General features: G+C 71.0%; 18 protein-coding genes and 1 riboswitch. Of the genes, 8 read left to right on the top strand and 10 right to left on the bottom strand.

The annotated features are described in order from the left end of the window. Window positions 1-34: 34 nt before the first annotated feature. From ABZ904_RS03385 to ABZ904_RS03395, 3 genes are read right to left on the bottom strand one after another with little or no spacing between them, the layout of a single operon-like run. The gene (locus tag ABZ904_RS03385) at window positions 35-1,225 is read right to left on the bottom strand and encodes a nucleotide pyrophosphatase/phosphodiesterase family protein (RefSeq protein WP_360989703.1); all 1,191 of its coding nucleotides are present in this window, start codon (window positions 1,223-1,225) and stop codon (window positions 35-37) included. After that, a complete protein-coding gene (locus tag ABZ904_RS03390) occupies window positions 1,225-1,812 on the bottom strand; it encodes a DUF5998 family protein (protein ID WP_359394579.1) in 588 nt (195 codons plus the stop codon). The genes ABZ904_RS03385 and ABZ904_RS03390 overlap by 1 nt, the downstream gene beginning before the upstream one ends. A gap of 51 nt (window positions 1,813-1,863) precedes the next feature. Then, entirely contained in the window at window positions 1,864-4,668 is a 2,805-nt protein-coding gene (locus tag ABZ904_RS03395) for a GNAT family N-acetyltransferase (RefSeq protein ID WP_360989699.1), read from the bottom strand. A gap of 157 nt (window positions 4,669-4,825) precedes the next feature. On the opposite strand from ABZ904_RS03395, the gene ABZ904_RS03400 reads away from it, so the two are divergent. Beyond that, window positions 4,826-5,107 (top strand): HPr family phosphocarrier protein, encoded by a 282-nt coding sequence (locus tag ABZ904_RS03400; protein ID WP_360989696.1) that lies wholly within the window; start codon window positions 4,826-4,828, stop codon window positions 5,105-5,107. Window positions 5,108-5,478: 371 nt separating this feature from the next. Here ABZ904_RS03400 and ABZ904_RS03405 read toward each other — a convergent pair whose 3' ends face one another. The 4 genes from ABZ904_RS03405 to ABZ904_RS03420 all read right to left on the bottom strand — a co-directional run bounded on the left by ABZ904_RS03405 (window position 5,479) and on the right by ABZ904_RS03420 (window position 10,365). Continuing rightward, window positions 5,479-6,174, bottom strand: a complete 696-nt coding sequence (locus ABZ904_RS03405) for a GntR family transcriptional regulator (protein WP_360989693.1) — start codon at window positions 6,172-6,174, stop codon at window positions 5,479-5,481. A gap of 195 nt (window positions 6,175-6,369) precedes the next feature. Further along, the gene (locus ABZ904_RS03410) at window positions 6,370-7,122 is read right to left on the bottom strand and encodes a M23 family metallopeptidase (RefSeq protein WP_359394570.1); all 753 of its coding nucleotides are present in this window, start codon (window positions 7,120-7,122) and stop codon (window positions 6,370-6,372) included. Window positions 7,123-7,135: 13 nt separating this feature from the next. Further along, a riboswitch (cyclic di-AMP (ydaO/yuaA leader) is annotated at window positions 7,136-7,344 on the bottom strand. 271 nt (window positions 7,345-7,615) lie between these two features. Next, window positions 7,616-9,004 carry a pitrilysin family protein gene (locus ABZ904_RS03415; RefSeq protein ID WP_359394568.1) on the bottom strand — a complete coding sequence of 463 codons (1,389 nt, stop codon included), beginning with the start codon at window positions 9,002-9,004 and terminating at the stop codon, window positions 7,616-7,618. Then, the gene (locus ABZ904_RS03420; protein ID WP_360989688.1) at window positions 9,001-10,365 is read right to left on the bottom strand and encodes a pitrilysin family protein; all 1,365 of its coding nucleotides are present in this window, start codon (window positions 10,363-10,365) and stop codon (window positions 9,001-9,003) included. The genes ABZ904_RS03415 and ABZ904_RS03420 overlap by 4 nt, the downstream gene beginning before the upstream one ends. A gap of 332 nt (window positions 10,366-10,697) precedes the next feature. Here ABZ904_RS03420 and ABZ904_RS03425 point away from each other — a divergent pair, with 332 nt between their 5' ends. Next, on the top strand, window positions 10,698-13,154 hold the full coding sequence (locus ABZ904_RS03425) for a DNA topoisomerase IV subunit A (RefSeq protein ID WP_359394563.1): 2,457 nt from the start codon (window positions 10,698-10,700) through the stop codon (window positions 13,152-13,154). On the opposite strand, the gene ABZ904_RS03430 is transcribed toward ABZ904_RS03425, so the two are convergent. Then, entirely contained in the window at window positions 13,155-14,240 is a 1,086-nt protein-coding gene (locus ABZ904_RS03430; protein WP_361820872.1) for a GTP-binding protein, read from the bottom strand. 369 nt (window positions 14,241-14,609) lie between these two features. Between ABZ904_RS03430 and ABZ904_RS03435 the strand changes: the two genes are divergently transcribed. Continuing rightward, a complete protein-coding gene (locus tag ABZ904_RS03435; protein WP_361820875.1) occupies window positions 14,610-15,164 on the top strand; it encodes a DUF6082 family protein in 555 nt (184 codons plus the stop codon). A 158-nt stretch (window positions 15,165-15,322) separates the two neighbouring features. Beyond that, entirely contained in the window at window positions 15,323-15,559 is a 237-nt protein-coding gene (locus ABZ904_RS03440) for a hypothetical protein (RefSeq protein WP_359394556.1), read from the top strand. Between the two features lie 106 nt (window positions 15,560-15,665). Here the strand turns inward: ABZ904_RS03440 and ABZ904_RS03445 are convergent, their stop codons facing one another. Then, entirely contained in the window at window positions 15,666-16,829 is a 1,164-nt protein-coding gene (locus tag ABZ904_RS03445; RefSeq protein ID WP_359394554.1) for a citrate synthase, read from the bottom strand. Window positions 16,830-16,925: 96 nt separating this feature from the next. On the opposite strand from ABZ904_RS03445, the gene ABZ904_RS03450 reads away from it, so the two are divergent. The 4 genes from ABZ904_RS03450 to ABZ904_RS03465 all read left to right on the top strand — a co-directional run bounded on the left by ABZ904_RS03450 (window position 16,926) and on the right by ABZ904_RS03465 (window position 21,834). Next, a complete protein-coding gene (locus ABZ904_RS03450; protein WP_361820878.1) occupies window positions 16,926-18,182 on the top strand; it encodes a citrate synthase family protein in 1,257 nt (418 codons plus the stop codon). A gap of 175 nt (window positions 18,183-18,357) precedes the next feature. Continuing rightward, complete coding sequence (locus tag ABZ904_RS03455) at window positions 18,358-19,308, top strand: sucrase/ferredoxin-like family protein (protein ID WP_360989678.1); 951 nt, start codon at window positions 18,358-18,360, stop codon at window positions 19,306-19,308. Window positions 19,309-19,414: 106 nt separating this feature from the next. After that, on the top strand, window positions 19,415-21,148 hold the full coding sequence (locus tag ABZ904_RS03460; protein WP_361820881.1) for a sensor histidine kinase: 1,734 nt from the start codon (window positions 19,415-19,417) through the stop codon (window positions 21,146-21,148). Continuing rightward, window positions 21,145-21,834 (top strand): response regulator, encoded by a 690-nt coding sequence (locus tag ABZ904_RS03465; RefSeq protein ID WP_361820884.1) that lies wholly within the window; start codon window positions 21,145-21,147, stop codon window positions 21,832-21,834. Before ABZ904_RS03460 ends, ABZ904_RS03465 begins: the two co-directional genes overlap by 4 nt. A gap of 17 nt (window positions 21,835-21,851) precedes the next feature. Here the strand turns inward: ABZ904_RS03465 and ABZ904_RS03470 are convergent, their stop codons facing one another. Then, window positions 21,852-22,913, bottom strand: a complete 1,062-nt coding sequence (locus ABZ904_RS03470) for an ABC transporter substrate-binding protein (protein WP_359394542.1) — start codon at window positions 22,911-22,913, stop codon at window positions 21,852-21,854. Window positions 22,914-22,991 lie beyond the last annotated feature (78 nt).

Raw genomic sequence — 22,991 nt, forward strand, 5'->3', positions numbered from 1 at the left:
TCAGCAGCCTACTGGGCGAGGGGACACACGGCGCTCAGGTACGGACTTCCAGCAGGGGCACGAGCTGTTCGACGGGCGTCATCGAGCCGTGGTTGCCGACCATCGCCGACTCCTTCGGCTCGCGTTCGGAGGCGATGATGAGCACATCGTCGCGGGCCGCCGCGACCACGTCGCCGATGCGCCGGTACACGCGCTCCTCGACGTGCGGGCCGAACCAGCCCGCGGCGATCGCCTCGTCCCGCGAGGCCACCCAGAACTGCTCGCCGAGCACCTCGCGCCAGCAGGTCAGGACATCGTCCTCGGCGCCCGGCACGGCGTAGACATGGCGGGCGCGGCCCTCTCCGCCCAGCAGGGCGACCCCGGCGCGCAGCTCCCAGTCCTCGTCGAAGTCGATGCGGTGCTGCTCGTCGAACGGGATGTCGATCATGCCGTGGTCGGCGGTGACATACAGGGCGGAGCGCGGCGGCAGCTGTTCGGCCAGCCGCTGGACGAGCCGGTCGACGCACATGAGCTGGCCGCGCCAGGTATCGGAGTCGACACCGAAACGGTGGCCCGCGCCGTCGAGTTCGGCGTAGTACGTGTAGACCAGAGCCCGGTCGCCGGCGGCGAGTTGCTCGGCCGCCAGGTCCATACGGTCCTCGCCGGTCAGCCGCCCGAGGAACGTTCCGCCACTGAGGGCGACCTTGGTCAGCGGGGTGTTCTGGAAGGTCGGGGAGGAGACCTGCGCCGTGTGGACTCCGGCCGCGTCGGCGAGCTGGAAGACCGTCGGGTAGGGCTGCCAGGCGCGCGGCTCGGTCCAGGGCTGCCAGCGGAGCTGGTTCATCAGCTCACCGGTGTCGGGATTGCGGACCGTGTACCCGGGCAGGCCGTGCACGCCGGGGGGCAGTCCGGTGCCGACGGAGGCGAGCGAGGTCGCGGTGGTCGCCGGATATCCGGCCGTCAGGGGTCGGCCGGTGCCGCCGCGCGAGGAGCCGAGCAGCGAGGTCAGAAAGGGCGCGTCCTCGGGGTGCGCCTTCAGCTGTTCCCAGCCGAGCCCGTCGACGAGGAACACGCAGTTGCGGTCGGCGGCGGTCAGCTCCGGTATGGCGGCGCTGTGGCCCGGCACCCCCATGCCCGCGGCCAGGGTGGGCAGGAGGTCGGCCAGTGAGCCGGTGCCGTACTCGGGGACCGGCGCCGAACCGGCGGCGAGCGGCTCCGGGTGGTCGTCCCAGGTGGTCAGCGCCATCAGTGGGTCAGGTCCGCGGTCGCCTCGGAGAGGGACTGTGCGAAGGCGAGCGCCTGGCGCACCGTCTCCGGGCCGTCCCCGGCCTCGCTGACGCGCAGGCTGAGGTCGTCCGCCGTCGAACTGCCCGTGTAGCCGTGGTCCGCCTCGCAGTTGGGGTCGCCACAGGCGGCGGGCTCCAGGTCGATACGGGAGACGGCGCCCCAGCCGATGGTCAGGACGACCTCGCGGGGCAGCGTGCCCGGCGTGTACGCCTCCGGGTTGGCGACGACGCGGCTGACGACGACCGAAGAGATCCGGCCGAGCTTCACCGACTCCGTGGAGGTCGTCGCGTACGGCGTCGGGGAGGTGTCGTCCGCGGCCTGCTCGTCGGTGTGGCTGACGATGAAGCGGGTGCCCGTGAGGACCAGCACGGTCACATGGCGGCGCACCTCGTTCGCGTCGAACGTGGTCTCCTGATGGACCAGGTACGACCGGATCGGATCGCCGCCCACGGCGGCTTCCACCGCCTCGGCCACGAGAGCCGGGTAATAGCCGCTGCGCTCGATCGCCGTGCGCAGCCCCTGGGTCGTCGTACTGGTCTTGGCCATGACGTCCATCCTACGGGGGTGCACTGACTGCGAGGCACCGCTCGTCGCCGCTCAGTACACCGGAAGTGTCCTCGGGCCGAGATCGTCGCGGGCGGGAGGGGGCGCGAGCCGCACTGTGGCGCCGAGCACGCTCAGGCCGTGCGGCGCGACGACGACGGGCTCCAGAGTGACGGCGACCACCTCCGGATGGTCGTCGACCAGCCGCGACACGCGCAGCAGCAGCTCCTCGAGGGCCGGGGTGTCCACCGGGGCCGAACCGCGCCAGCCGAACAGCAGCGGTGCCGTGCGGATCGACCGGACCAGGGAGGTGGCGTCCCGGTCGGTGACCGGAATCAATCGGTGCGCGGTGTCGCCGAGGAGCTGTGAGGCGGCCCCGGCGAGCCCGAACGACAGCACCGGTCCGGCCGCCGGGTCGATGACCGCCTGTACGACCGTGTCGACGCCGCGTGGCGCCATCGCCTGGACGACCGGCCGCAGCTCCTGCGGCGGACCGAACAGCTCGGTCAACTCGGCGTAGGACCGGCGCAGTTGCTCTTCGTCGGCCAGGTCGAGACGTACACCGCCGAGGTCGGCGCGGTGGCGCAGGTGCGGGGCGGTGGCCTTGAGGGCCACCGGGTAGCCGAGGGCGCGGGCGGCCTCGGCGGCGGCCTCGGGCGTGGGCGCGGGCAGTGCCCGGCGGACGTGGATGCCGTACCGGGCGAGCAGGTCGCAGGTCTCGTCGCCGCCGAGCGTGAGCCCCTGCCCCCGGGTGAGCAGCCCGTCGATCAGCCCGGCGGCGCCCTTCTCGTCGATGTCCTCGTACTCGGGCACCTTGCCGGGATCGGCGGCGTCGCGGCGCCACTGGCCGTAGTTGACGGCCTCGGCCAGGGCCCGCACGGCGCGCTCGGCGGCGGGATAGGCGGGGATGAGACGGGCTTCCTCCGGTGCCTGAACCGCGGTGGGCGGCGGTTCCGCCGGACGCGGGAGGTCGCCGCGCTGCGCCTGGGGCGATGTGCTGACCGCCGCCGACAGGGCCTCCGCGATCCCGCCCAGCTCCACATGGACCACGAGCACGGGCTTGGCGGGCGCCGTGGCCGCCGCCGACCGCAGCGCCTCGGCCAGCTCGACGTCCCTCGGCGACCTCTCGCCGACCGCCGGGATCGCCGTGACCACGACGGCGTCGCACGTGTCGTCGGCCAGCGCCGCGGCCAGCGCCCGGTGGAAGTCCTCTGCGGTCGCCTCCGTCGTGAGGTCGAGCGGCGGCAGCGGCCGCAGCCCCTCGGTGAGGCACGCGTCGTACGTCAGCAGCCCGAGCGACTCCGAGTTCCCGAGGATCGCCACCCGCGGGCCGGCCGGCAGCGGCTGCCGCGCCAGCAGCAGTCCCGCGTCCACCAGCTCCGTGATCGTGTCCACCCGGATCACGCCCGCCTGCCGCAGCAGCGCGGACACCGTGGCGTGCGGCAGCCGCGTGGCCCGTACGGCGTGCCCCTGCGGGGCGCCTCCGTGCCGCGCCCCCTGCACCACGACCAGCGGCTTGGCCGTCGCCGTGCGCCGGGCGAGCCGGTTGAACTTGCGCGGGTTGCCGATGGTCTCCAGGTACATCAGGGCGACGTCGGTGTCCGCGTCCTCGTACCAGTACTGGAGCACGTCGTTGCCCGAGACGTCCGCGCGGTTCCCGGAGGAGACGAAGGTCGAGACGCCGGTCGAGCCGGTGACGCCTCCCCCGCGCCGGTGCAGGCGCGACAGCAGGGCGATGCCGATGGCACCGGACTGCGCGAACAGACCTATGCGCCCGGGGCGCGGCATCTCGGGCGCGAGAGACGCGTTGAGCCGGACCTGCGGCGAGGTGTTGATGATCCCGAAGGTGTTGGGCCCGATGATCCGCATCCCGTACGACCGCGCCTGCCGCACCAGCTCCCGCTGCCGCTCGCGCCCATCGGGACCGCTCTCGGCGTATCCCGCGGACACGACCACGAGGCCCTGGACCCCGTGCTCGCCGCACTCCGCGACGACCTCCGGGACGTGTTCGGCCGGCACGGCGACCACCGCGAGGTCGACCGGCTCGGCGATGTCGCGGACCGAGCGGTGGGCGGGCACCCCGGCAAGCTCCTTCTGCCCCTCGGGCAGCGCCCCGTTCACCGCGTACAACAGGCCCGTGTACCCGCCGCTCCTGAGGTTGTCCAGGACGCTGCGGCCCACTCCCCCGGGCGTGCGGCCCGCACCGATCACGGCGACCGAGCCGGGCGCGAGCAGCCGCTGCACGGACCGCGCCTCCGCCCGCTGCTCCCGCGCACGCTGCACGGCGAGCGACCGGTCGGTGGGTTCCAGGCCGAATTCCAGACGTACGACGCCGTCCTCGAAGCTGCGCTTCTGCTGGTAGCCGGCGTCCGTGAACACCTTGATCATCTTGGTGTTGGCGGGCAGCACCTCAGCGGCGAACCGGCGGATGCCGCGCTCCCTGGCCACCGCCGCGATGTGCTCGAGGAGGGCCGAGGCGACGCCGCGGCCCTGGTGTGCGTCCTGCACCAGGAAGGCGACCTCCGCCTCGTCGGCGGGCGCGGAGGCGGCCATGCCGTCGGAGCCGATGCGGTCGTAGCGTACGGTTGCGATGAACTCGCCGCCGACCGTGGCCGCGAGTCCCACCCTGTCCACAAAGTCGTGGTGCGTGAAGCGGTGGACGTCCTTCGCGGACAAGCGAGGGTACGGCGCGAAGAAGCGGTAGTACTTCGACTCGTCCGAGACCTGCTCGTAGAAGCTGACGAGGCGCTCGGCGTCATCGGCGGTGATGGGCCTGATGCGCGCGGTGCCGCCGTCGCGCAGCACCACGTCGGCCTCCCAGTGGGCGGGGTACTCGTGCCGGTCCGACGAGGTCTGCATGCGCCCCAGAGTAAGGCTCGCGTCCGACAGCGGTGCGAGGCAGGCTGAGGGAGCCTGGCCGCACCGCGCACGGGCCGTCCGCCGCCCTCTTTCTGGGCGCGCTCGACTTATGGAACACTGGTCTAGACAACCCTGAACACCTGAAGGGCAGCATCACATGGCTGAGCGCCGCGTCAACGTCGGCTGGGCCGAGGGCCTCCACGCCCGCCCCGCCTCCATCTTCGTCCGGGCAGCCACGGCCTCCGGTATCCCCGTGACCATCGCCAAGGCGGGCACCAACCCGGTCAATGCCGCGTCCATGCTCGCGGTTCTCGGACTGGGCGCCCAGGGCGGCGAGGAGATCGTCCTCGCTTCCGACGCGGAGGGCGCGGACGCCGCGCTGGACCGTCTGGCCAAGCTGGTCGCCGATGGCCTCGAGGAGCTTCCCGAGACCGTCTGACCCTTCGGGCAGAGCATCACACGGCGGAGCCGCGTCGGCCTTCGGGCGGACGCGGCTCCGTCGTGTTCGCACCCGTTCACGGCACCCGTCTGCGCGGCTTCTCGGGCTTGCCCTCACCGGGCGCCCAGACCCCGGTCCCGGCCGAGCGGCCGCCATCGTGCGCGAGGCACCCTCGCACGGTCACCCGGTGCGGTGTTCCACAACCATGCCGCCCCCGCACCGCCTCCGGCCGCGCAGGAAATTCGGCAGGTCACATCAAATAGCGCGCAAGTCGCACAGATATCGCACGCACCGGATTTCCGTGCGCGCGGAAAAAGGCAGCTTGAATAAGTCCCTGCCGAATATCTCTCTCTTTGTATACGTCGCCCATGTTAATGACGCAGTCCCGACATGTTTACGGCATGTTGCGAAGTCCTCACGCGCTCCGCCCGGTCCGTCGTGCCGGGAATGCGCAGCCGGTGTGCCGCGGTCGCACGCTCGGTGTGCACGGCCGTGATGGCCCGCGCCCGCTCGCTGTCCCCGCGTGCGACGGCGTCCACGATGCCGCCGTGCTCCGCCCAGGACTCCACCGGGCCGGCCGGTGCCTCGACCGCGTACATCCAAGAGATCTTGTGCCGCAGCTGGGCCAGCGTGGAGGTCAGCGCGGGGCTTCCGCAGGCCTGCGCCAGCGTCTCGTGGAACCAGCCGCCCAGGGAGCGCAGATCTTCGCTGCCGCCCTTCCTGGCCCGCTCCTGACCCAGTCTGACCAGGCCGCGCAGCACCTTGAGATGGGCCTCGGTGCGGCGCTGCGCGGCCCGCGCGGCACTCAGCGGCTCCAGCAGCATCCGCATCTCCAGCAGGTCGGCGGCCTCCTGTTCGGTGGGCTCCGCCACGCACGCGCCCGCGTGCCTGCGGGTCACGACGAACCCCTCGGCCTCCAGCGTGCGCAGCGCCTCGCGCACGGGGACGCGGGAGACGCCGTACCGGCGCGCGAGAAGCTCCTCGGTGAGCCGGCTGCCGCGCTCGTAGACACCCGCGACGATGTCATCACGGATCGCCGTGCATACCGAGTGCGCCGGAATACGCATGCCCGACCTCCGCCTTAATCCCCGCGAAACGTCGCCGATTGACGTGTTCAACCGACTCTATTGCAGCGGACCGGAATTTCCGACCGCGGGCCGGAATCCATGGATATTTTTTGGACAGACAGCAGTTCGAAAGAGGAAGGCCCCGGCTGCTGAGCCGGGGCCTTCCAAGGGTGCGCGCCTGCTTCGGGCGGGTCGTCAGACGTTCACGCCGTGCGACCGCAGATAGGCGACCGGGTCGATGTCCGAGCCGTACTCCGGGGATGTACGGGCCTCGAAGTGCAGGTGCGGCCCGGTGACATTGCCGGTGGCCCCGGACAGGCCGATCTGCCGGCCCGGAGTGACCGTCTCGCCCACGAAGACACCGATCGACGACAGGTGGCCGTACTGCGTGTAGGTGCCGTCGTTCATCTTGATGACGATCTGGTTGCCGTACGCACCGCCCCAGCCCGTCTCGACGACGGTGCCGGAGCCGACCGCGTGCACGGGCGTGCCGGTCCCGGCGTGGAAGTCGATGCCGGTGTGGGTGCCGGACGACCACAGGGAGCCGCCGGTCTTGTAGCCGGTCGAGACATACGAGTGGGAGATCGGCGCCACATACGCGTTCAGGCGCCGGCGCTCGGCCTCGCGGGCGGCGCGCTCCTTGGCCTCGCGCTCCTGCGCGGCCTTCACCGTGGCACGCACACGCGCCGCCTGCTCGGCCTTCTTCTGCTCCGCGGCCTGCCTCTGGGCGGCGGCCTGTGCGTCGATCTTCTGGGCGACCGAGTCGCCGAGGGTGACGGCCTGCATCAGGCCGGTCTGCTGGACGGGGTCGCCGGCGGCGAGCGCCGGAGTGGTCAGAGCGCCGATGACACCGGTGGTGGTGAGCGCCGCGACGCCCACGGCGTTGGTGGTCGTGCGCATGACGCGGCTCGGCCGCCGGTGCTTCCCGGTGGCGCAGGTGAACGCCATGAAGTGGCTGGTCCTTTCCTTCCTTCTCGCCTACCGGGTTAGCTGACGGGTTCGGAGCAGGAAGGTCTCCTACGGGCGTGTGCCCGATTCACCCCAGGGACTTGTGCCCGCCAGGCCACGAGGGCGGCGACAGCGGGCTCCGTCGGCCGCGTAGGCGGCCACGAAAGGTGGGTCCCCGGCTCCCCTGGCTCGCGCCGTACGGGGACTCGGCGATGGCTGTCCGGCGCCGCGGGTGCGACGCACTGTCCGACGGACAGCCTGAGAGACGCTAAGAGGACGGTCTTTCAATCACCAAACCGAACAGAGCGTTTGTAGTGCATCCCACAGGGCAGAGAGGCAACCTCTATGGCAATACGGACAAACAGCACACAAGTGGGGCCCTGGTGCCGGAAGAGGCACCAGGGCCCTCTTGTCCCCGCCGTGCGACGCGCGCCCGTCTTTCAACCACGTCGCGATCGCACGGGGTTGCGCCTCGCGGGCGCGCGGCGTCGCTCTACTCGGCCCGTACGACGCTCACTTCGCCGATACCCAGCGCCTTGACGGGCTCCTCGATCGCCGCCGCGTCGCCCACCAGGACGGTCACCAGCCGGTCGACCGGGAACGCGTTCACGACGGCGGCCGTGGCCTCCACCGTGCCCGTGGCCGACAGCGCCTGGTACAGCCTCGCCTGGTAGTCGTCCGGGAGGTGCTGCTCGACCTGGTCGGCCAGCGTGCTCGCGACGGCCGCCGCGGTCTCGAACTTGAGCGGCGCGACACCCACCAGGTTCTGCACGGCGACGTCCCGCTCGGCGTCGGTCAGCCCCTCGGCGGCGAGCGTGCGCAGCACCTTCCAGAGGTCGTCGAGCGCCGGGCCGGTGTTCGGCGTGTCGACGGAGCCGCTGATGGCGAGCATCGCGGCACCCGTGCCGTCGGGCGCGGAGCGCAGCACCTGGCCGAACGCCCGCACTCCGTACGTGTAGCCCTTCTCCTCGCGCAGGACCCGGTCCAGACGCGAGGTGAGGGTGCCGCCGAGGCAGTAGGTGCCGAGCACCTGGGCGGGCCACACCCGGTCGTGGCGGTCGGCGCCCACGCGGCCGATCAGCAGCTGCGTCTGGACCGCCCCGGGGCGGTCCACGATGATCACGCGACCGGTGTCCTCGGCGGTCACCGGGGGCACGGGGCGCGGCTTGGCGGGTGCGCCGGTCCAGGCGCCGAGGGTCTCCCCGAGAAGCGCGTCGAGGTCGAGCCCGGTGAGGTCGCCGACCACGACGGCGGTGGCCGTCGCCGGGCGCACATGCCGGTCGTAGAAGGCGCGGACGGCGGCGGCATCGATGCCCTGGACCGTCTCCTCGGTGCCCTGGCGCGGGCGCGACATCCGTGAGGACGCCGGGAACAGCTCCTTGGACAGTTCCTTGGCGGCGCGCCGGGCAGGATTGGCGATCTCGTGCGGGATCTCGTCGAGGCGGTTGCGCACCAGGCGCTCCACCTCGCTGTCCGCGAACGCCGGCGACCGCAGGGCGTCGGCGAGCAGCCCGAGCGCCTTCGAGAGACGGGAGGCGGGCACTTCCAGGGAGAGGCGGACGCCGGGGTGGTCGGCGTGCGAGTCGAGGGTGGCGCCGCAGCGCTCCAGCTCGGCGGCGAACTCCTCGGCGGAGTGCTTGTCGGTGCCTTCCGAGAAGGCACGCGCCATGATCGTGGCGACGCCGTCGAGGCCGGCCGGCTCGGCGTCCAGGGGCGCGTCGAGGAGCACCTCGACGGCGACGACCTGCTGGCCGGGGCGGTGGCAGCGCAGTACCGTCAGGCCGTTGCCGAGCGTGCCGCGCTCGGGCGCCGGGAACGCCCAGGGCCGGGCCTCGCCGGGCTGGGGCTGCGGATGGAAGTCCATGGTCGCGAGCTCGGTCACTTCGCCGACTCCTCGGTCTCGTCGGTGGTTTCGGCGCCTTCCGGGGTCTCGGCCTGGGCCGCGACCGGCTCGTACACGAGCACCGCGCGGTTGTCCGGCCGCAGCCGGGCCTGGGCGGCCTCCTGCACCTCCTGGGGCGTGACCTCGAGCACGCGCCCGACGGCGGTCAGGGCGAGCTGCGGGTCGCCGAACAGCACGGCGTACCGGCACAGTTCGTCGGCGCGGCCCGCGACCGTGCCCAGCCGGTCCAGCCACTCGCGCTCCAACTGGGCCTGGGCGCGCTCCATTTCCTCGTCCGTGGGGCCCTCCTCGGCGAACCGGGCGAGCTCCTCGTCGATGGCCGCCTCGATGACGGGCACCTCGACGTCACCGGACGTCTTCACGTCCAGCCAGCCCAGCGAGGGCGCTCCGGCCAGCCGCAGCAGGCCGAATCCGGCGGCGACGGCGGTACGGTCGCGCCGGACGAGCCGGTTGTACAGGCGGGAGGACTCGCCGCCGCCGAGGATGGTGAGGGCCAGGTCGGCCGCGTCGCACGCGCGCGTACCGTCCTGCGGAAGCCGGTAGGCGGCCATCAGGGCGCGCGCCGGGACCTCCTCCTCGACGACCTCGCGCAGCTGCTCGCCGATGACGTCGGGCAGCGAGCCGTCGCGCGGCTCGGGCTTGCCGTCGTGGGAGGCGATGGACCCGAAGTACTTCTCGATCCAGGCGAGCGTCTGCTGGGGATCGATGTCACCGACGACCGAGAGCACGGCGTTGTTGGGCGCGTAGTACGTGCGGAAGAAGGCCCGCGCGTCCTCCAGGGTGGCCGCGTCCAGGTCCGCCATCGACCCGATCGGCGTGTGGTGGTACGGGTGGCCCTCCGGGTAGGCGAGCGCGGTCAGCTTCTCGAACGCCGTGCCGTAGGGGACGTTGTCGTAGCGCTGGCGGCGCTCGTTCTTCACCACATCGCGCTGGTTCTCCATGGACTCGTCGTCCAGGGCGGCGAGCAGCGAGCCCATGCGGTCGGCCTCGAGCCAGAGGGCGAGCTCCAGCTGGTGGGTGGGCATGGTCTCGAAGTAGTTGGTGCGCTCGAAGCTGGTGGTGCCGTTCAGCGAGCCGCCGGCGCCCTGGATCAGTTCGAAGTGGCCGTTGCCCCTGACCTGGCCCGAGCCCTGGAACATCAGGTGCTCGAAAAGGTGGGCGAGACCGGTGCGGCCCTCGACCTCGTGACGCGAGCCGACGTCGTACCAGAGGCACACCGCCGCGACCGGGGTCAGATGGTCCTCGGAGAGCACCACGCGCAGCCCGTTGGCCAGGCGGTGCTCGGTCGCTGTCAGGCCCCCGGAGCCTGCCTCGGCTGTGGCCGTGTGACCCATGGGCATGTACATCCCTTCGCTCGCGGAAGCCGTCGCGGAAAACCGCGGTTTCCTGCCGGTCCTGTCACTGTATGCAAGCGTGCGGACCAGTGGACAAGTTCCCGTGTGTCGTACGCCGAGAGCGAGACCGTGATTACGGAGGGTAGACGAACGAATGCACCATTGACGCGGTCCGTCCGGCACCGCGGGACGGCCGCGACGGCGGCCCGCGGACACCCGCTGCCGGGTCCGGAGGCCCTTGGGGACGGGTACTGGTCGGGGTTGTCGGTGCGGCGGTCCACAATGGTCCCCGTCAGTTTCGTTCATGCCCCGCGCAGACTGTGAAGGAGCCGGCAGCGATGGCCCGCCGCAGCACGAAGACCCCGCCGCCCGACGACGCGTACGAGGAGAGAATCCTCGACATCGACGTCGTCGACGAGATGCAGGGCTCCTTCCTGGAGTACGCGTACTCGGTCATCTACTCCCGAGCCCTGCCCGACGCACGCGACGGCCTCAAGCCGGTGCACCGGCGCATCGTCTACCAGATGAACGAGATGGGCCTGCGTCCCGAGCGCGGCTATGTGAAGTGCGCCCGTGTCGTCGGCGAGGTCATGGGCAAGCTGCACCCGCACGGCGACGCGTCGATCTACGACGCCCTGGTGCGCATGGCCCAGCCCTTCTCGATGCGCGTCCCCCTGGTCGACGGCCACGGCAACTTCGGCTCGCTGGGCAACGACGACCCGCCGGCCGCCATGCGGTACACCGAGTGCCGGATGGCCGAGGCGACGAGCCTGATGACAGAGTCGATCGACGAGGACACGGTCGACTTCGCACCCAACTACGACGGCCAGGAGCAGGAGCCCGAGGCCCTCCCGGCCGCCTTCCCGAACCTCCTGGTCAACGGCGCCTCCGGCATCGCGGTCGGCATGGCCACGAACATGCCGCCGCACAACCTCGGCGAGGTCATCTCGGCCGCCCGCCACCTGATCCGCCACCCGAACGCGGACCTGGACACCCTGATGAAGCACGTCCCGGGCCCCGACCTGCCCACCGGCGGCCGGATCGTCGGCCTCTCGGGCATCCGGGACGCGTACGAGACGGGCCGTGGCACCTTCAGGATCCGTGCCACGGTGTCGGTGGACAGCGTGACGGCGCGCCGCAAGGGCCTGGTCGTCACCGAGCTTCCCTTCACGGTCGGTCCCGAGAAGGTGATCGCCAAGATCAAGGACCTGGTCGGCTCGAAGAAGCTCCAGGGCATCGCCGACGTCAAGGACCTCACCGACCGCGAGCACGGGCTGCGCCTGGTCATCGAGATCAAGAACGGCTTCGTGCCGGAGGCCGTGCTGGAGCAGCTCTACAAGCTGACCCCGATGGAGGAGTCCTTCGGCATCAACAACGTGGCGCTGGTCGACGGCCAGCCGCTCACGCTGGGCCTCAAGGAGTTGCTGGAGGTCTACCTCGACCACCGCTTCGAGGTCGTCCGGCGCCGCTCGGAGTACCGCCGCGGAAAGCGGCGCGACCGGCTCCACCTGGTCGAGGGCCTCCTCACGGCCCTGGTGGACATCGACGAGGTCATCCGCCTGATCCGGTCCAGCGACAACTCCGCACAGGCCAAGGAGCGCCTGATGGAGCGCTTCTCGCTGAGCGAGGTCCAGACGCAGTACATCCTCGACACCCCGCTGCGCCGCCTGACGAAGTACGACCGCATCGAGCTCGAGGCGGAGAAGGAACGGCTCAACGCCGAGATCGCGGAACTGACCCGGATCCTCGAGTCCGACGCGGAGCTGCGCAAGCTGGTCTCCACGGAACTGGCCGCGGTGGCCAAGAAGTTCGGCACCGAGCGGCGCACGGTCCTGCTGGAGTCCTCCGGTGCCCCGGCGCCGACGGTGTCGCTCCAGGTCGAGGACGCCCCGTGCCGGGTGCTGATGTCGTCGACGGGCCTGCTGGCGCGCACGGCGAACGGCGACCCGTTCGAGGAGGACACCGACGGCAGGCGCGCCAAGCACGACGTGATCGTCTCCGCGGTCGCGGCGACGGCACGTGGCGAGGTGGGCGCGGTGACGTCCACCGGGCGGCTGCTGCGGCTGAACGTGATCGACCTCCCGCAGCTGCCGGAGACGGCGACCCGGCCGAGCCTGTCCGGGGGCGCCCCGGTCTCGGAGTTCGTCTCCCTGGAGGCGGACGAGACGGTGGTCTGCCTGACGACGCTGGACGAGTCCTCCCAGGGCCTCGCGCTCGGCACGGAACAGGGCGTGGTCAAGCGTGTGGTCCCCGACTACCCCGCCAACAAGGAGGAGTTGGAGGTCATCACCCTCAAGGAGGGCGACCGGATCGTCGGCGCGATCGAGCTGCGCACGGGCGAGGAGGACCTGGTCTTCATCACGGACGACGCCCAGCTGCTGCGCTTCCCCGCGTCCCAGGTGCGACCGCAGGGCCGGCCCGCGGGCGGCATGGCGGGTATCAAGCTGTCGGACGGTGCGAAGGTGATCTCCTTCACGGCGGTGGACCCGGCGGTGGACGCGGTCGTGTTCACAGTCGCCGGCTCGCGCGGCACGCTGGACGACTCGGTCCAGACGACCGCCAAGATGACCCCGTTCGACCAGTACCCGCGCAAGGGCCGGGCCACCGGCGGTGTGCGCTGCCAGCGGTTCCTGAAGGGCGAGGACTGCCTGTCGTTCGCCTGGGCGGGCGCTACCCCGGCGCGGGCGGCGCAGAAGAACGGCACACCGGCCGAGCTGCCGGAGATCGACCCGCGGCGCGACGGCTCGGGTGTGTCGCTGCAAAAGACGGTCTCGGTGGTGGCGGGACCGATGTAGTCAGCCTTCGAGGTCGCCGGGGCGCGCGGGAGCCTCGGCCTCCTTGTCCTGGACGTAGCGAAGAACGCCCCACATGCCGTGCTCGTCGGCGTGTGGGGCGTTGTCCGTGCACGCCTCGAGCTCCTTGCGCAGGGCGGCGGTGTCGATGCCGGACCCGATGAGGACGAGCTGGGTGAGCCGCTCGTCGCCGGCCTTCCATGCCTCGGGGTAGAACCGCAGAAACCGCCCCACCGCGTGCACGGCGTACCGGTTGCGCGGATCGGCGGCGCCGAAGTCGACGTACCCCTTGATCCTGTAGAGGCCCTCCGGCCTGCTGTCGAGGAACTCCAGCAGCCGCCTCGGGTTCATGGGTACGCCGGAACGGTAGGAGAGGCTGTCGTATCCGGTGTGCAGATGGGTGTGGTGCGGGCTGTCGTTCCCGTGTTCGTCGTCGTGCCGGTGGAGGTCGTCGAAGGACAGCTGCCCGATCCGTTCCTCGACCGGTCGGCAATCGAACAGGAATTCAGGATCGAGGCGCCCGTGGACGGCCGGGACGACGGCGGCACGCTCGGCCAGCGACTGCACCCGCCGAAGCACCCGCTCGCTGTCGTCGGCGCGGTCGGTCTTGCTGACGACGACTAGATCGGCGAGGGCGAGATGGCGGTCGAGTTCGGGATGCTTCTCGCGCGTGGCGTCGAACTCGACCGCGTCGACGACCTCGACGAGTCCGCCGTAGACGACGCGCGGCTGCTCGCTGGCCAGCACCATGCGGACGAGTTCCTGGGGTTCGGCGAGCCCGCTGGCCTCGATCACGATGACGTCGATGCCGGTGGAGGGCTGGGCCAGACGGTCCAGGTAGAGGTCGAGTTCGTTGGCGTCGACGGCGCAGCAGAGACAGCCGTTGCCCAGGGACACGGTGGAGTCCCCGAGGGCCCCGGCGACGGCCATCGCATCGATCTCGATGTCCCCGAAGTCGTTGACGACGGCGCCGATCCGGCTGCCCCCGCTGTGGTGGAGAAGGTGGTTGAGCAGGGTGGTCTTTCCCGAGCCCAGGAATCCGGCGAGTACGACGACCGGAATCTGCTGCGAACTCGACGACCGGCTCACCGCGCGCCCTTTCTCACACCGTTGCGTGCGCCGGATCGCGTACCGGCGGGTGTACGAGGACGGCTCACGGACCGGCTTTCGCAGGATCGGGTCGGCTCTCGTACGAGGATTGAATGCCGACCCAGGATACGAGTGGGCCGATACGCAGCGAAGTGAACGATTGTTAGCGGCGCTCGCGGGGCACACGTTCAGCATGGCGCCGGGACGCGCGACCCGTACTTCCCCCCGTGCGCCTCCTCTCCGCCTCCCCGCCGATCAGAGCCGCTCGGCACCCTGGGAGGCGGCAAGCGCGCCGCCCATCGCTCGCCGGTCCCCATCAGCGACCCGCACCCGACGACCGGCGGACGGTCGCCTGATTCGGGGGTTGGCATGGTCACACAGAAGCACGGGACGAGGGGGCTGAGTGCCGCAGCCGCAGCGGGGCTCGGGTTCGCGGTAGGCCTGGTGGTCGCCGTGGCCGTCCAGCAACTGCGATACGAGGAACTGCGCCTGCGGATCGAACGAACCGAGCAGAACGACCGCCGCGAAGCACGGCTGGCCGAGCAGCAGCGGCTGCAGTCATACCTTCTGGACAAGGCACTGAGCGACCCCGATCTGGCCGCGGTGATGAGCACGATCGAGGAAGTGGACCCCACACGGCGCCGGCAGTACTTGTTCGCCAACGCGATGTACACCAACGCACTTCTCGCCTACCGGGTGGGGGTGGTCGATCTGGAGGAACTCCATGGCCATCTCCGGGTCATCTGCCAGAACGCGATCTTCCGCGAGTACTGGGAGGCCACACGGCACCACCGCGCCAGCCTCAAGGCGGAGTCCGGGGAAGCCCGTGTAGGCCAGATGATGGACACACTCATCCACGATCTTGACGAAGCAGACACGGAAGAGTGGTGGGTCGTGGGTGAACCTCCGGCCAGTCAGAGCTAAGTCTTACGCTCCCAACACTGCGGGTGGGAGCAAGCTCCGAGACATCCAACGCCGCCCGGGCTACGGCCAGTTGGACGAAGGGCGAACACGTGTTCCACTTGACTGTGAGCTAATCTGTCCCCGTTTTTCACTCCTGAAACTTGAGGATCGGGGTTCCCTTGAAAATCGTGCGCCGCATCGGTGCGTCCCCCCGCGAACGGGGCAGTCTGTCCGGCGAGACCTGTCCGGACATCTTCGAGCTCAGTGACGGCAACTTCGCCGTCATTGGGACCGAGGCCACGGCCACCCTGGAGAGCGAGCTACCCGCCGACGCTGCGCGCGCTGACTACGAGCGCATCGTCATCGTGAGCCGGGAAACCCTCGTCAGGGCGAAAGCCGATATTCCGGACGCATAGTCGACAGGCGCTCCGCCAGTTCCGTGCCCGGGCTTCGGTGCCGTCTGCACCAGGCCCGGGCATGTGCTTCGTCCGATGCCGTCCGCACCAGGCTCCTGCGCCCTCGTCAGGCGGCCGGCACCGCCACCGGTGGCACCGGCCCCACGTACCGGGCGGCCGGGCGGATGATCTTCGGGTCCTCCGCCTGTTCCAGGAGGTTGGCGCTCCAGCCGACCACCCGGGCCGTCGCGAAGGTCGGGGTGAACATCTCGCGCGGGAGCCCGCAGAGTTCCATCACCACGCCCGCATAGAACTCCACGTTCGTATGGAGCTCACGGCCGGGCTTCAGTTCGGCCAGGATGGCCTCCACCTGGCGCTCGACCTCGATCGCGAAGTCGACCAGCGGGCCGCCGAACCGCTCGGCGATACCGCGGAGCATCCGGGAGCGCGGGTCCTCCGTACGGTAGACGGGGTGGCCGAATCCCATGATGCGCTCTCCCGCGAGAACGCGCTCGCGGATCCAGGAGTCGATACGGTCGGGCGTGCCGATCGCATCGAGGGTGTCCAGGGCGCGGCTCGGCGCGCCGCCGTGCAGCGGTCCGGACAGCGCGCCGACGGCACCGACCAGGGCCGCCGCCACGTCCGCTCCGGTCGAGGCGATGACCCGCGCCGTGAAGGTTGACGCATTGAATCCATGGTCAATGGTCGAGATCAAGTACTGTTCGACCGCCCTCGCGTGCGCCGCGTCCGGCTCCGAACCCGTCAGCATGTACAGGTAGTTCGCGGCATGCGGCAGGTCCTGCCGCGGCTCGACCGGCTCCAGCCCCCGGCCCAGCCGGTACAGCGCCGTCAACAGGGTGGGGACGGCCGCGGCCGCCGCGATCGTGTCCTCACGGCGCTGGTCCGCGTCGATGTCGTACACCGGCCGGAACCCCTTGGACGCGCCGAGCAGGGAGAGCGCCGTGCGCAGTGCGGACAGCGGGCCGGAGGCGCCGCTCGCCGCGGCCACCGCGGGAAGCGCGGCCCGTACGTCTTCGGGCAGCCGGCGCAGCTCCGCCGTCCGCGCGGCGAAGGCGGACCGCTGTGCCGCGTCCGGCAGTTCGCCGTGGACCATCAGGTGCCAGGCGTCCTCGAAGCCGCGGGTCTGCGCGAGTTCGACGGCCGAGTACTGGCGGTAGTGGTAGAAGCCCTCCAGCCCCCTGACGTCACCCAATGCGGTATCGGTGACGACGACGCCCGCGAGTCCTCGCGGCACGTCCACGGAAGCGGCTGCGGCCCTGCTGATCGGCATGTTTCCTCCCTCAACTTGACTCGACTGTCTATCCTTGACTCATATGGTGTCAATATTGATTGAATCAACATTCGATCCATGGATACGGTGGCGGCCATGAGGGATCAGGAAGCGGCTCACGGTCAGGACGGAACCCGGCTCACCACCAGGGAGGCGGCCGAGGTGCTCGGCGTGAAGCCCGAGACCGTCTACGCCTATGTGAGCCGTGGCCAGCTCAGCAGCCGGCGCGAGCCGGGCGGCCGTGGCAGCACCTTCGACGCCAAGGAGGTCGGGGCACTCGCGCGGCGCAACAGACGTGACCCGGGCGGGAGTTTCCCTGCGGGCGGCGAGCTCTCGGTCCGGACAGGCATCACCCTGATCGACAAGGACCGGTACTACTTCCGCGGCGTCGACGCGACCGAGCTGGCCGCGCGCCACTCGTACGAGGAGATCGCCGAGTGGCTGTGGACGGAACGGCTGCGGCCCGGAATCACCTTCACCGCCCCGGACACGGCCGTCGACGTGGCCCGTCGCGCCGTGCACGCGCTGCCCGAGCACAGCGGCCCCACCGACCGGCTGCGGGTGGCCGCGATCGCGGCGGCCACGGCGGATCCGCTGCGCTTCGACCTGTCACCGGACGCGGTCCTCGGCGCCGCCCGCACCCTGATCCCCACCATGGTCGCCGCCCTCCCCCCGCTGCGGCACACGCATCGCGAGCCGGTCCCGCTCGCCGAGCGCCTGTGGGGGCGGCTCACCGGCCGTACCCCGGACGAGTCGTCACTTCGGGTGCTCGACACGGCGCTCGGGCTGCTCGTCGACCACGACCTGGCCGTCTCGACCCTGGCGGTCCGTGTCGCCGCGTCCGCCCGTGCGCACCCGTACGCCGCCGTCTCGGCCGGCCTCGGCGCTCTGGAGGGCCCCCTGCACGGTGCGGCCAGCAGCCTCGCGCACCGCTTGCTGCTGGACGTCCTGGACCGGGGCACCGCGGCCCCGGTGGTCGCCGACGAACTGCGCACCGGACGCCGCGTCCCCGGACTCGGACACCGGCTGTATCCCGGCGAGGACCCACGCGCACGTGCCCTGTTCGCGCTCCTGGAGGACGTACCGGCCGCGGGCCCGGCCCTGGCGGCGGCCCGGGACGTCGTCGCCACGACGGCCCGCCACACGCCCCTGCACGCCAATGTCGACCTGGCACTCGCCGTCCTCACGGTCGCGTGTGGCATGGAGGCCACGGCGGGCGAGACCGTCTTCGCCGTCGCGCGTACGGCGGGCTGGATCGCCCACATCCTGGAGGAGTACGAGGAGCGCCCGCTGCGGATGCGTCCGAGCGGACGCTACGTGGGAGCGCGTCCGCCGCAGCCGCTCCCCCGCTGAGCCCGGCGCGCCCGTGTCCGCAATCGCGTCCCGAGTGAGCCGTTGCGCGTCCGCTCGCTCTCCGCTCTGCCGACGTGCTCCGCGCGCCCCTTTCGCACGCCTGGATGCGCCGCCAACGCGCCCCGTCCGCGGTAGCGGAAGTCACCCCAGGCAAAGTCAGGTTAGGCTCACCTCTGTGAGTACGTGCACGACCGCGTCCCGGGACCTCGACGAGCCCCTCGCGGGGACCGCGGCGACCGCAAGGACATGGCTGCTCCTGGAGCAGTCCGGCCCCTGGGGACCCAAGGCGCTCACCTCGAGCCACCTGGACCCGGAGCTGGGCCGCGCCCTCGAGGCGGCCTCGGACGGCACCGGAGTGCGGATCGCGCTCATCCGCCGACCCGGCCGGCACGCCGACTGCGGCGAACCGTCCGTACGACAGGTGTATGTAGCCCACACCGTTCCCGGAAACGTATGGCTGCACGCCGCCACGACCTCCGCGCCCGAACGGTTGCTCGACCTCGACTTCACGGCGCTCGGCATGGGCGACCCGCACACCTTCGACGACATTTTTCGGGGGCGGCCCCACACAGGCGATCCGCTCGCCCTCGTGTGCACCAACGGCAAGCGGGACCGCTGCTGCGCGCTGCTCGGCCGTCCCCTCGCCGCCGAGCTGGCCGGCTCCGGAGTCGACGGCGTCTGGGAGGTCACCCACCTGGGGGGCCACCGCTTCTCGCCCACAGTGCTCGTCCTTCCGTTCGGATACGCGTACGGGCGGGCCCAGGCCCCGCATGTCAAAGAGGTCCTCCAGGGGGTGCGAGAAGGGCGGGTCGTGGTCGAGGGATGCCGTGGCGGCTCCGCCTGGGAGCGCCCCGCGCAGGCCGCTGAACTCGCGGTGCGCACGGCGGCCCACGAGTACGCGGCTAACGCGCTGACCGTCGTCCGCACCGACGGGGACGCACCGCGTTGGGAGGTCACCGTCGCGCACACCGACGGGCGGCTGTGGCACGTCCTCGTGGCCCAGGGCAGCTCGCTGCCGCCGCGCCCGGAGAGCTGCGGCTCGGTACTGGGTTCGCCGGCCCGGATGGACGTCGTGTCCGTACGGGAACTGCACCCCGCGGTCGTCACCGACCCCGCGCGCTGCTGAGACCGTCGCGCCGGCTCACAACCGGCTCCGGCCCACGGGGCCCCCGCAGGAGATCCACGCCACACCCCCTACGGCGGGGCGCGCCGGGCCCCGTACCGTCGTACGCATGAGCCCCTCTCCCCCTGCACGACGACTGCGCCTCGGTATGCCGCGGCGGATGTTCTCGCAGGTCCTGCTGATGCAGGTGGCCATCGCCGCGGGCGTCGCGGTGCTCGCCACCGGGCTGTTCCTGGCGCCGCTCGGCCGTTTGCTGGACGACCAGGCGATGCGCCGGGCCCTCGCGATCGCGCAGACCACGGCGGCCCAGCCGCAGATCGCCGAGGACCTCCAGTCGACGCTGCCCTCAAAGGACGGGCCCGTGCAGGCGGAGGCGGAGCGGATCCGCAAGGCCAGCAACGCCGAGTACGTCGTGGTGATGAACATGAGGGGCGTGCGCTGGTCGCACCCCGACCTCTCGCAGATCGGCAAGGTCGTCTCGACCGATCCGAGGGAGGCCCTGGCCGGCCGGGACGTCCTGCAGATCGACACAGGCACCCTGGGCCGCTCGGCCCGCGGCAAGGTGCCGCTGCGGGACGCGCACGGCAGGATCATCGGGGCGGTGTCGGTGGGCATCGAGTACAACAGCGTGCGAGCCCGCCTGATCCACGCGATACCCGGGCTGTTCGCCTACGCCGGAGCGGCCCTCGCGATCGGCGCTCTGGCGGCGTACCTGGTCTCCCGAAGGGTCCAGCGGCAGACCAGGGACCTCGCCTTCTCCGACATCTCGGCGCTGCTCGCCGAACGGGAGGCGATGCTGCACAGCATCAGGGAGGGCGTCGTCGCCCTGGACCGGGCCGGCCGGATGCGGCTGGTGAACGACGAGGCGCAGCGTCTGCTGGGCATCGGTGACGAGGTCGTCGGTAAGCCCCTCGACGAGGCACTCGGTGAGGGCCGTACGACGGACGTCCTGGCGGGACGCGTCACCGGCACCGACCTGCTGACCGTGCGGGGTCACCGGGTCCTGGTCGCCAACCGCATGCCGACCGACGACGGAGGTGCCGTCGCCACTCTGCGCGACCGCACCGAACTGGAGCAGCTGGGCCGGGAACTCGACTCCACGCGCGGTCTCATCGACGCCCTGCGCGCGCAGGACCACGAACACGCCAACCGGATGCACACGCTCCTGGGACTGCTCGAACTGGAGATGTACGACGACGCCGTGGAGTTCGTCGGAGAGGTGGTGGGCGACCACCGGGCCACCTCCGAGCAGGTCACCGAGAAGATCCACGACCCGCTGCTCGCGGCCTTGTTGGTGGGCAAGGCCACGGTCGCCGCGGAGCGGGGCGTGGCCCTGTGGATCGCGGACGGGACATTGCTGCCGGACCGGTTGATCGACCCGCGGGGACTGGTCACCGTCGTCGGCAACCTGGTCGACAACGCGCTCGACGCCGTGGCCGGCACGCCCCACGCACGCGTGGAGATCGAACTGCGCGCCGAGGGGCGCACCGCGATCCTCAGGGTGCGGGACACGGGCCCCGGAATCCCTGCCGAGCGGCGGGAGCTGGTCTTCACCGACGGATGGTCGACCAAGCAGCCGCCCGTCCACGGCAAGCGCGGACTCGGCCTCTCGCTGGTGCGTCGTCTCGCCGAGCGCCAGGGGGGAATCGCCCGGGTGGACGAGGCGGAGGGCGGGGGCGCGGAGTTCACCGTCGTGCTGCCGGAAGCGCTCGAGGAGGCCGATCCGCCACCGCGGCCCGCTGCGGGAGACCGCCGCTCCCTGGTCCACGCTCCGCGGGTGCCCGACGACGGGTCTCCGGACCCGGACGCAACCGTGCGGACCCCCGAGGAGGGGTCCCGATGACCCGGCCGATCGGAGTTCTGGTCGTGGACGACGACTCCCGTGTCGCACGGGTCAACGCCGCATACGTGCGGAAGGTCCCGGGCTTCCATGTGGTCGGCGAGGCGCACAACGCGGCCGCCGCGCTGGACCGGTTGGAGACCCTGCCCCACCTGGATCTGGTGCTGATGGACCACTACCTGCCGGACGGCACGGGGCTCGGCGTCGTCCGGGAGATGCGACGGCGCGGCCACGAGACCGACGTGATCATGGTGACGGCCGCCCGTGACGTCGGGACCGTGCAGGCGGCGATGCGGCACGGCGTGCTCCAGTACCTCGTCAAACCGTTCTCCTTCGCGGGCCTGCGCGCCAAGCTGGAGGCGTACGCCGAACTGCGCCGCACCCTCGACCGCGGAGGCGAGACCGAACAGGCTCAGGTCGACCGGATCTTCGGCGCCCTGTCGGCAGGTCCCGGACCGGGACTGCCCAAGGGACACTCCCCCAGCACGGCGGATCTCGTACGCCGGGCCCTGATGCACGCCGACGGGCCGCTGTCGGCCCAGGAGGTCGCCGAACGCACCGGACTGAGCCGCCAGACCGCGCAGCGCTATCTGAAGCTCCTCGAGCACAGCGGCCGGGCCACACTGACCCTCAGATACGGCGACGCGGGCCGCCCGGAGCATCGCTACGTCTGGGCGACCCGCGTCTGAGGTGCGGCCGGTCCGGGTCAGCCCGCGGCCTTCTCCACGAACTCGGTGGTGTACGTCTTGCCGAGGTCTATCGTCGCGTTCTTGATGTTGGGGTTGAACGCCTTGAGGACCTTCTCGACGGTCTCGGGACCGTTCTGCGGCATCACGCCGTCCTTCGTGAACATGGGAAGAGTGCTCTTGATGGCGTCCGCGTAGAGCGTCTTGTCGCCCTGGGAGTAGTCGGCCGGCATCTTGTCGGCGATCTCGTCGGCGCTGTGCGAGGACATCCACTTCAGGGTCTTCACAAAGGCGTTGACCAGCTTCTGGACCGTGTCCTTGTGGCTGTTGACCCAGTCCGTCTGCATGTAGAGGCTTGACGACGGGTACGGACCGCCGAGCGCCTCCTCGGAGCCCTGCGGCGTCCGCATGTCGACGAGCACCTTGCCGAGCTTCTTCTGCAGGACCGTGGCGACCGTCGGGTCCGTGGTCATACCGGCGTCGATGGAGCCCTTCTGGAGGGCGGACACGAACGTCGGGCCGGCACCGACGGCGACCGGGCTGAAGTCGCTGACGTTGACGCCGTTCTTGACCGCGAGGTACTTGGTGAGGAAGTCGGTCGAGGATCCGAGGCCGGTGATGCCGAGTTTCCTGCCCTTGAAGTCCTTGGGCGACGTGATGTCCTTCTCGGCCTTGGCGGAGACGATCTCGACCTCACCGGGCGCATGCGAGAACTGCACCACGGACTCGACGTGCTTGCCCTTGGTCTGCAGGTCGAGTGTGTGGTCGTAGAAGCCCACGGCTCCCTGGACCTGGCCGGAGACCAGCGCGGTCTCGGCCTGCACACCCGCCGGCTCGCTCAGGAGTTCCACGTCGAGACCCTCGGCGTCGAAGTAGCCGAGCCGCTGGGTGAGCATCGCGGGCATGTAGATGACCTTGTCCAGGCCGCCGACCATGATCTTGACCTTCTCGCCCTTCCCGTCGCCCTTGCTGCCGGAACCGGAAGACGCGGTGGAGGAGGCTTCGTTGGCGCAGGCGGTGAGCGAGGTGACGGCGAGCAGGCCGGCCGTGGCGAGAGCGGCGATTCTGGCGCGGTTGCGCATGTCGGTTCACGTCCTTGTGAGATGGCGGTGCGGAAGGAAAAAGCAGGTGCTGGCAATGGCGTTGCGCGGGAGCTGTCC

It is taken from the genome of Streptomyces sp. NPDC046900 (genome assembly GCF_040644975.1).
In the GTDB taxonomy this organism is placed as follows: Bacteria; Actinomycetota; Actinomycetes; order Streptomycetales; family Streptomycetaceae; genus Streptomyces.

Coding starts and splice junctions, on each gene's coding strand:
- ABZ904_RS03385 (WP_360989703.1), bottom strand. CDS start 1,225: ATGGCGCTGACCACCTGGGACGACCACCCGGAGCCGCTCGCCGCCGGT.
- ABZ904_RS03390 (WP_359394579.1), bottom strand. CDS start 1,812: ATGGCCAAGACCAGTACGACGACCCAGGGGCTGCGCACGGCGATCGAG.
- ABZ904_RS03395 (WP_360989699.1), bottom strand. CDS start 4,668: ATGCAGACCTCGTCGGACCGGCACGAGTACCCCGCCCACTGGGAGGCC.
- ABZ904_RS03400 (WP_360989696.1), top strand. CDS start 4,826: ATGGCTGAGCGCCGCGTCAACGTCGGCTGGGCCGAGGGCCTCCACGCC.
- ABZ904_RS03405 (WP_360989693.1), bottom strand. CDS start 6,174: ATGCGTATTCCGGCGCACTCGGTATGCACGGCGATCCGTGATGACATC.
- ABZ904_RS03410 (WP_359394570.1), bottom strand. CDS start 7,122: ATGGCGTTCACCTGCGCCACCGGGAAGCACCGGCGGCCGAGCCGCGTC.
- ABZ904_RS03420 (WP_360989688.1), bottom strand. CDS start 10,365: ATGCCCATGGGTCACACGGCCACAGCCGAGGCAGGCTCCGGGGGCCTG.
- ABZ904_RS03425 (WP_359394563.1), top strand. CDS start 10,698: ATGGCCCGCCGCAGCACGAAGACCCCGCCGCCCGACGACGCGTACGAG.
- ABZ904_RS03435 (WP_361820875.1), top strand. CDS start 14,610: ATGGTCACACAGAAGCACGGGACGAGGGGGCTGAGTGCCGCAGCCGCA.
- ABZ904_RS03445 (WP_359394554.1), bottom strand. CDS start 16,829: ATGCCGATCAGCAGGGCCGCAGCCGCTTCCGTGGACGTGCCGCGAGGA.
- ABZ904_RS03450 (WP_361820878.1), top strand. CDS start 16,926: ATGAGGGATCAGGAAGCGGCTCACGGTCAGGACGGAACCCGGCTCACC.
- ABZ904_RS03460 (WP_361820881.1), top strand. CDS start 19,415: ATGAGCCCCTCTCCCCCTGCACGACGACTGCGCCTCGGTATGCCGCGG.
- ABZ904_RS03465 (WP_361820884.1), top strand. CDS start 21,145: ATGACCCGGCCGATCGGAGTTCTGGTCGTGGACGACGACTCCCGTGTC.
- ABZ904_RS03470 (WP_359394542.1), bottom strand. CDS start 22,913: ATGCGCAACCGCGCCAGAATCGCCGCTCTCGCCACGGCCGGCCTGCTC.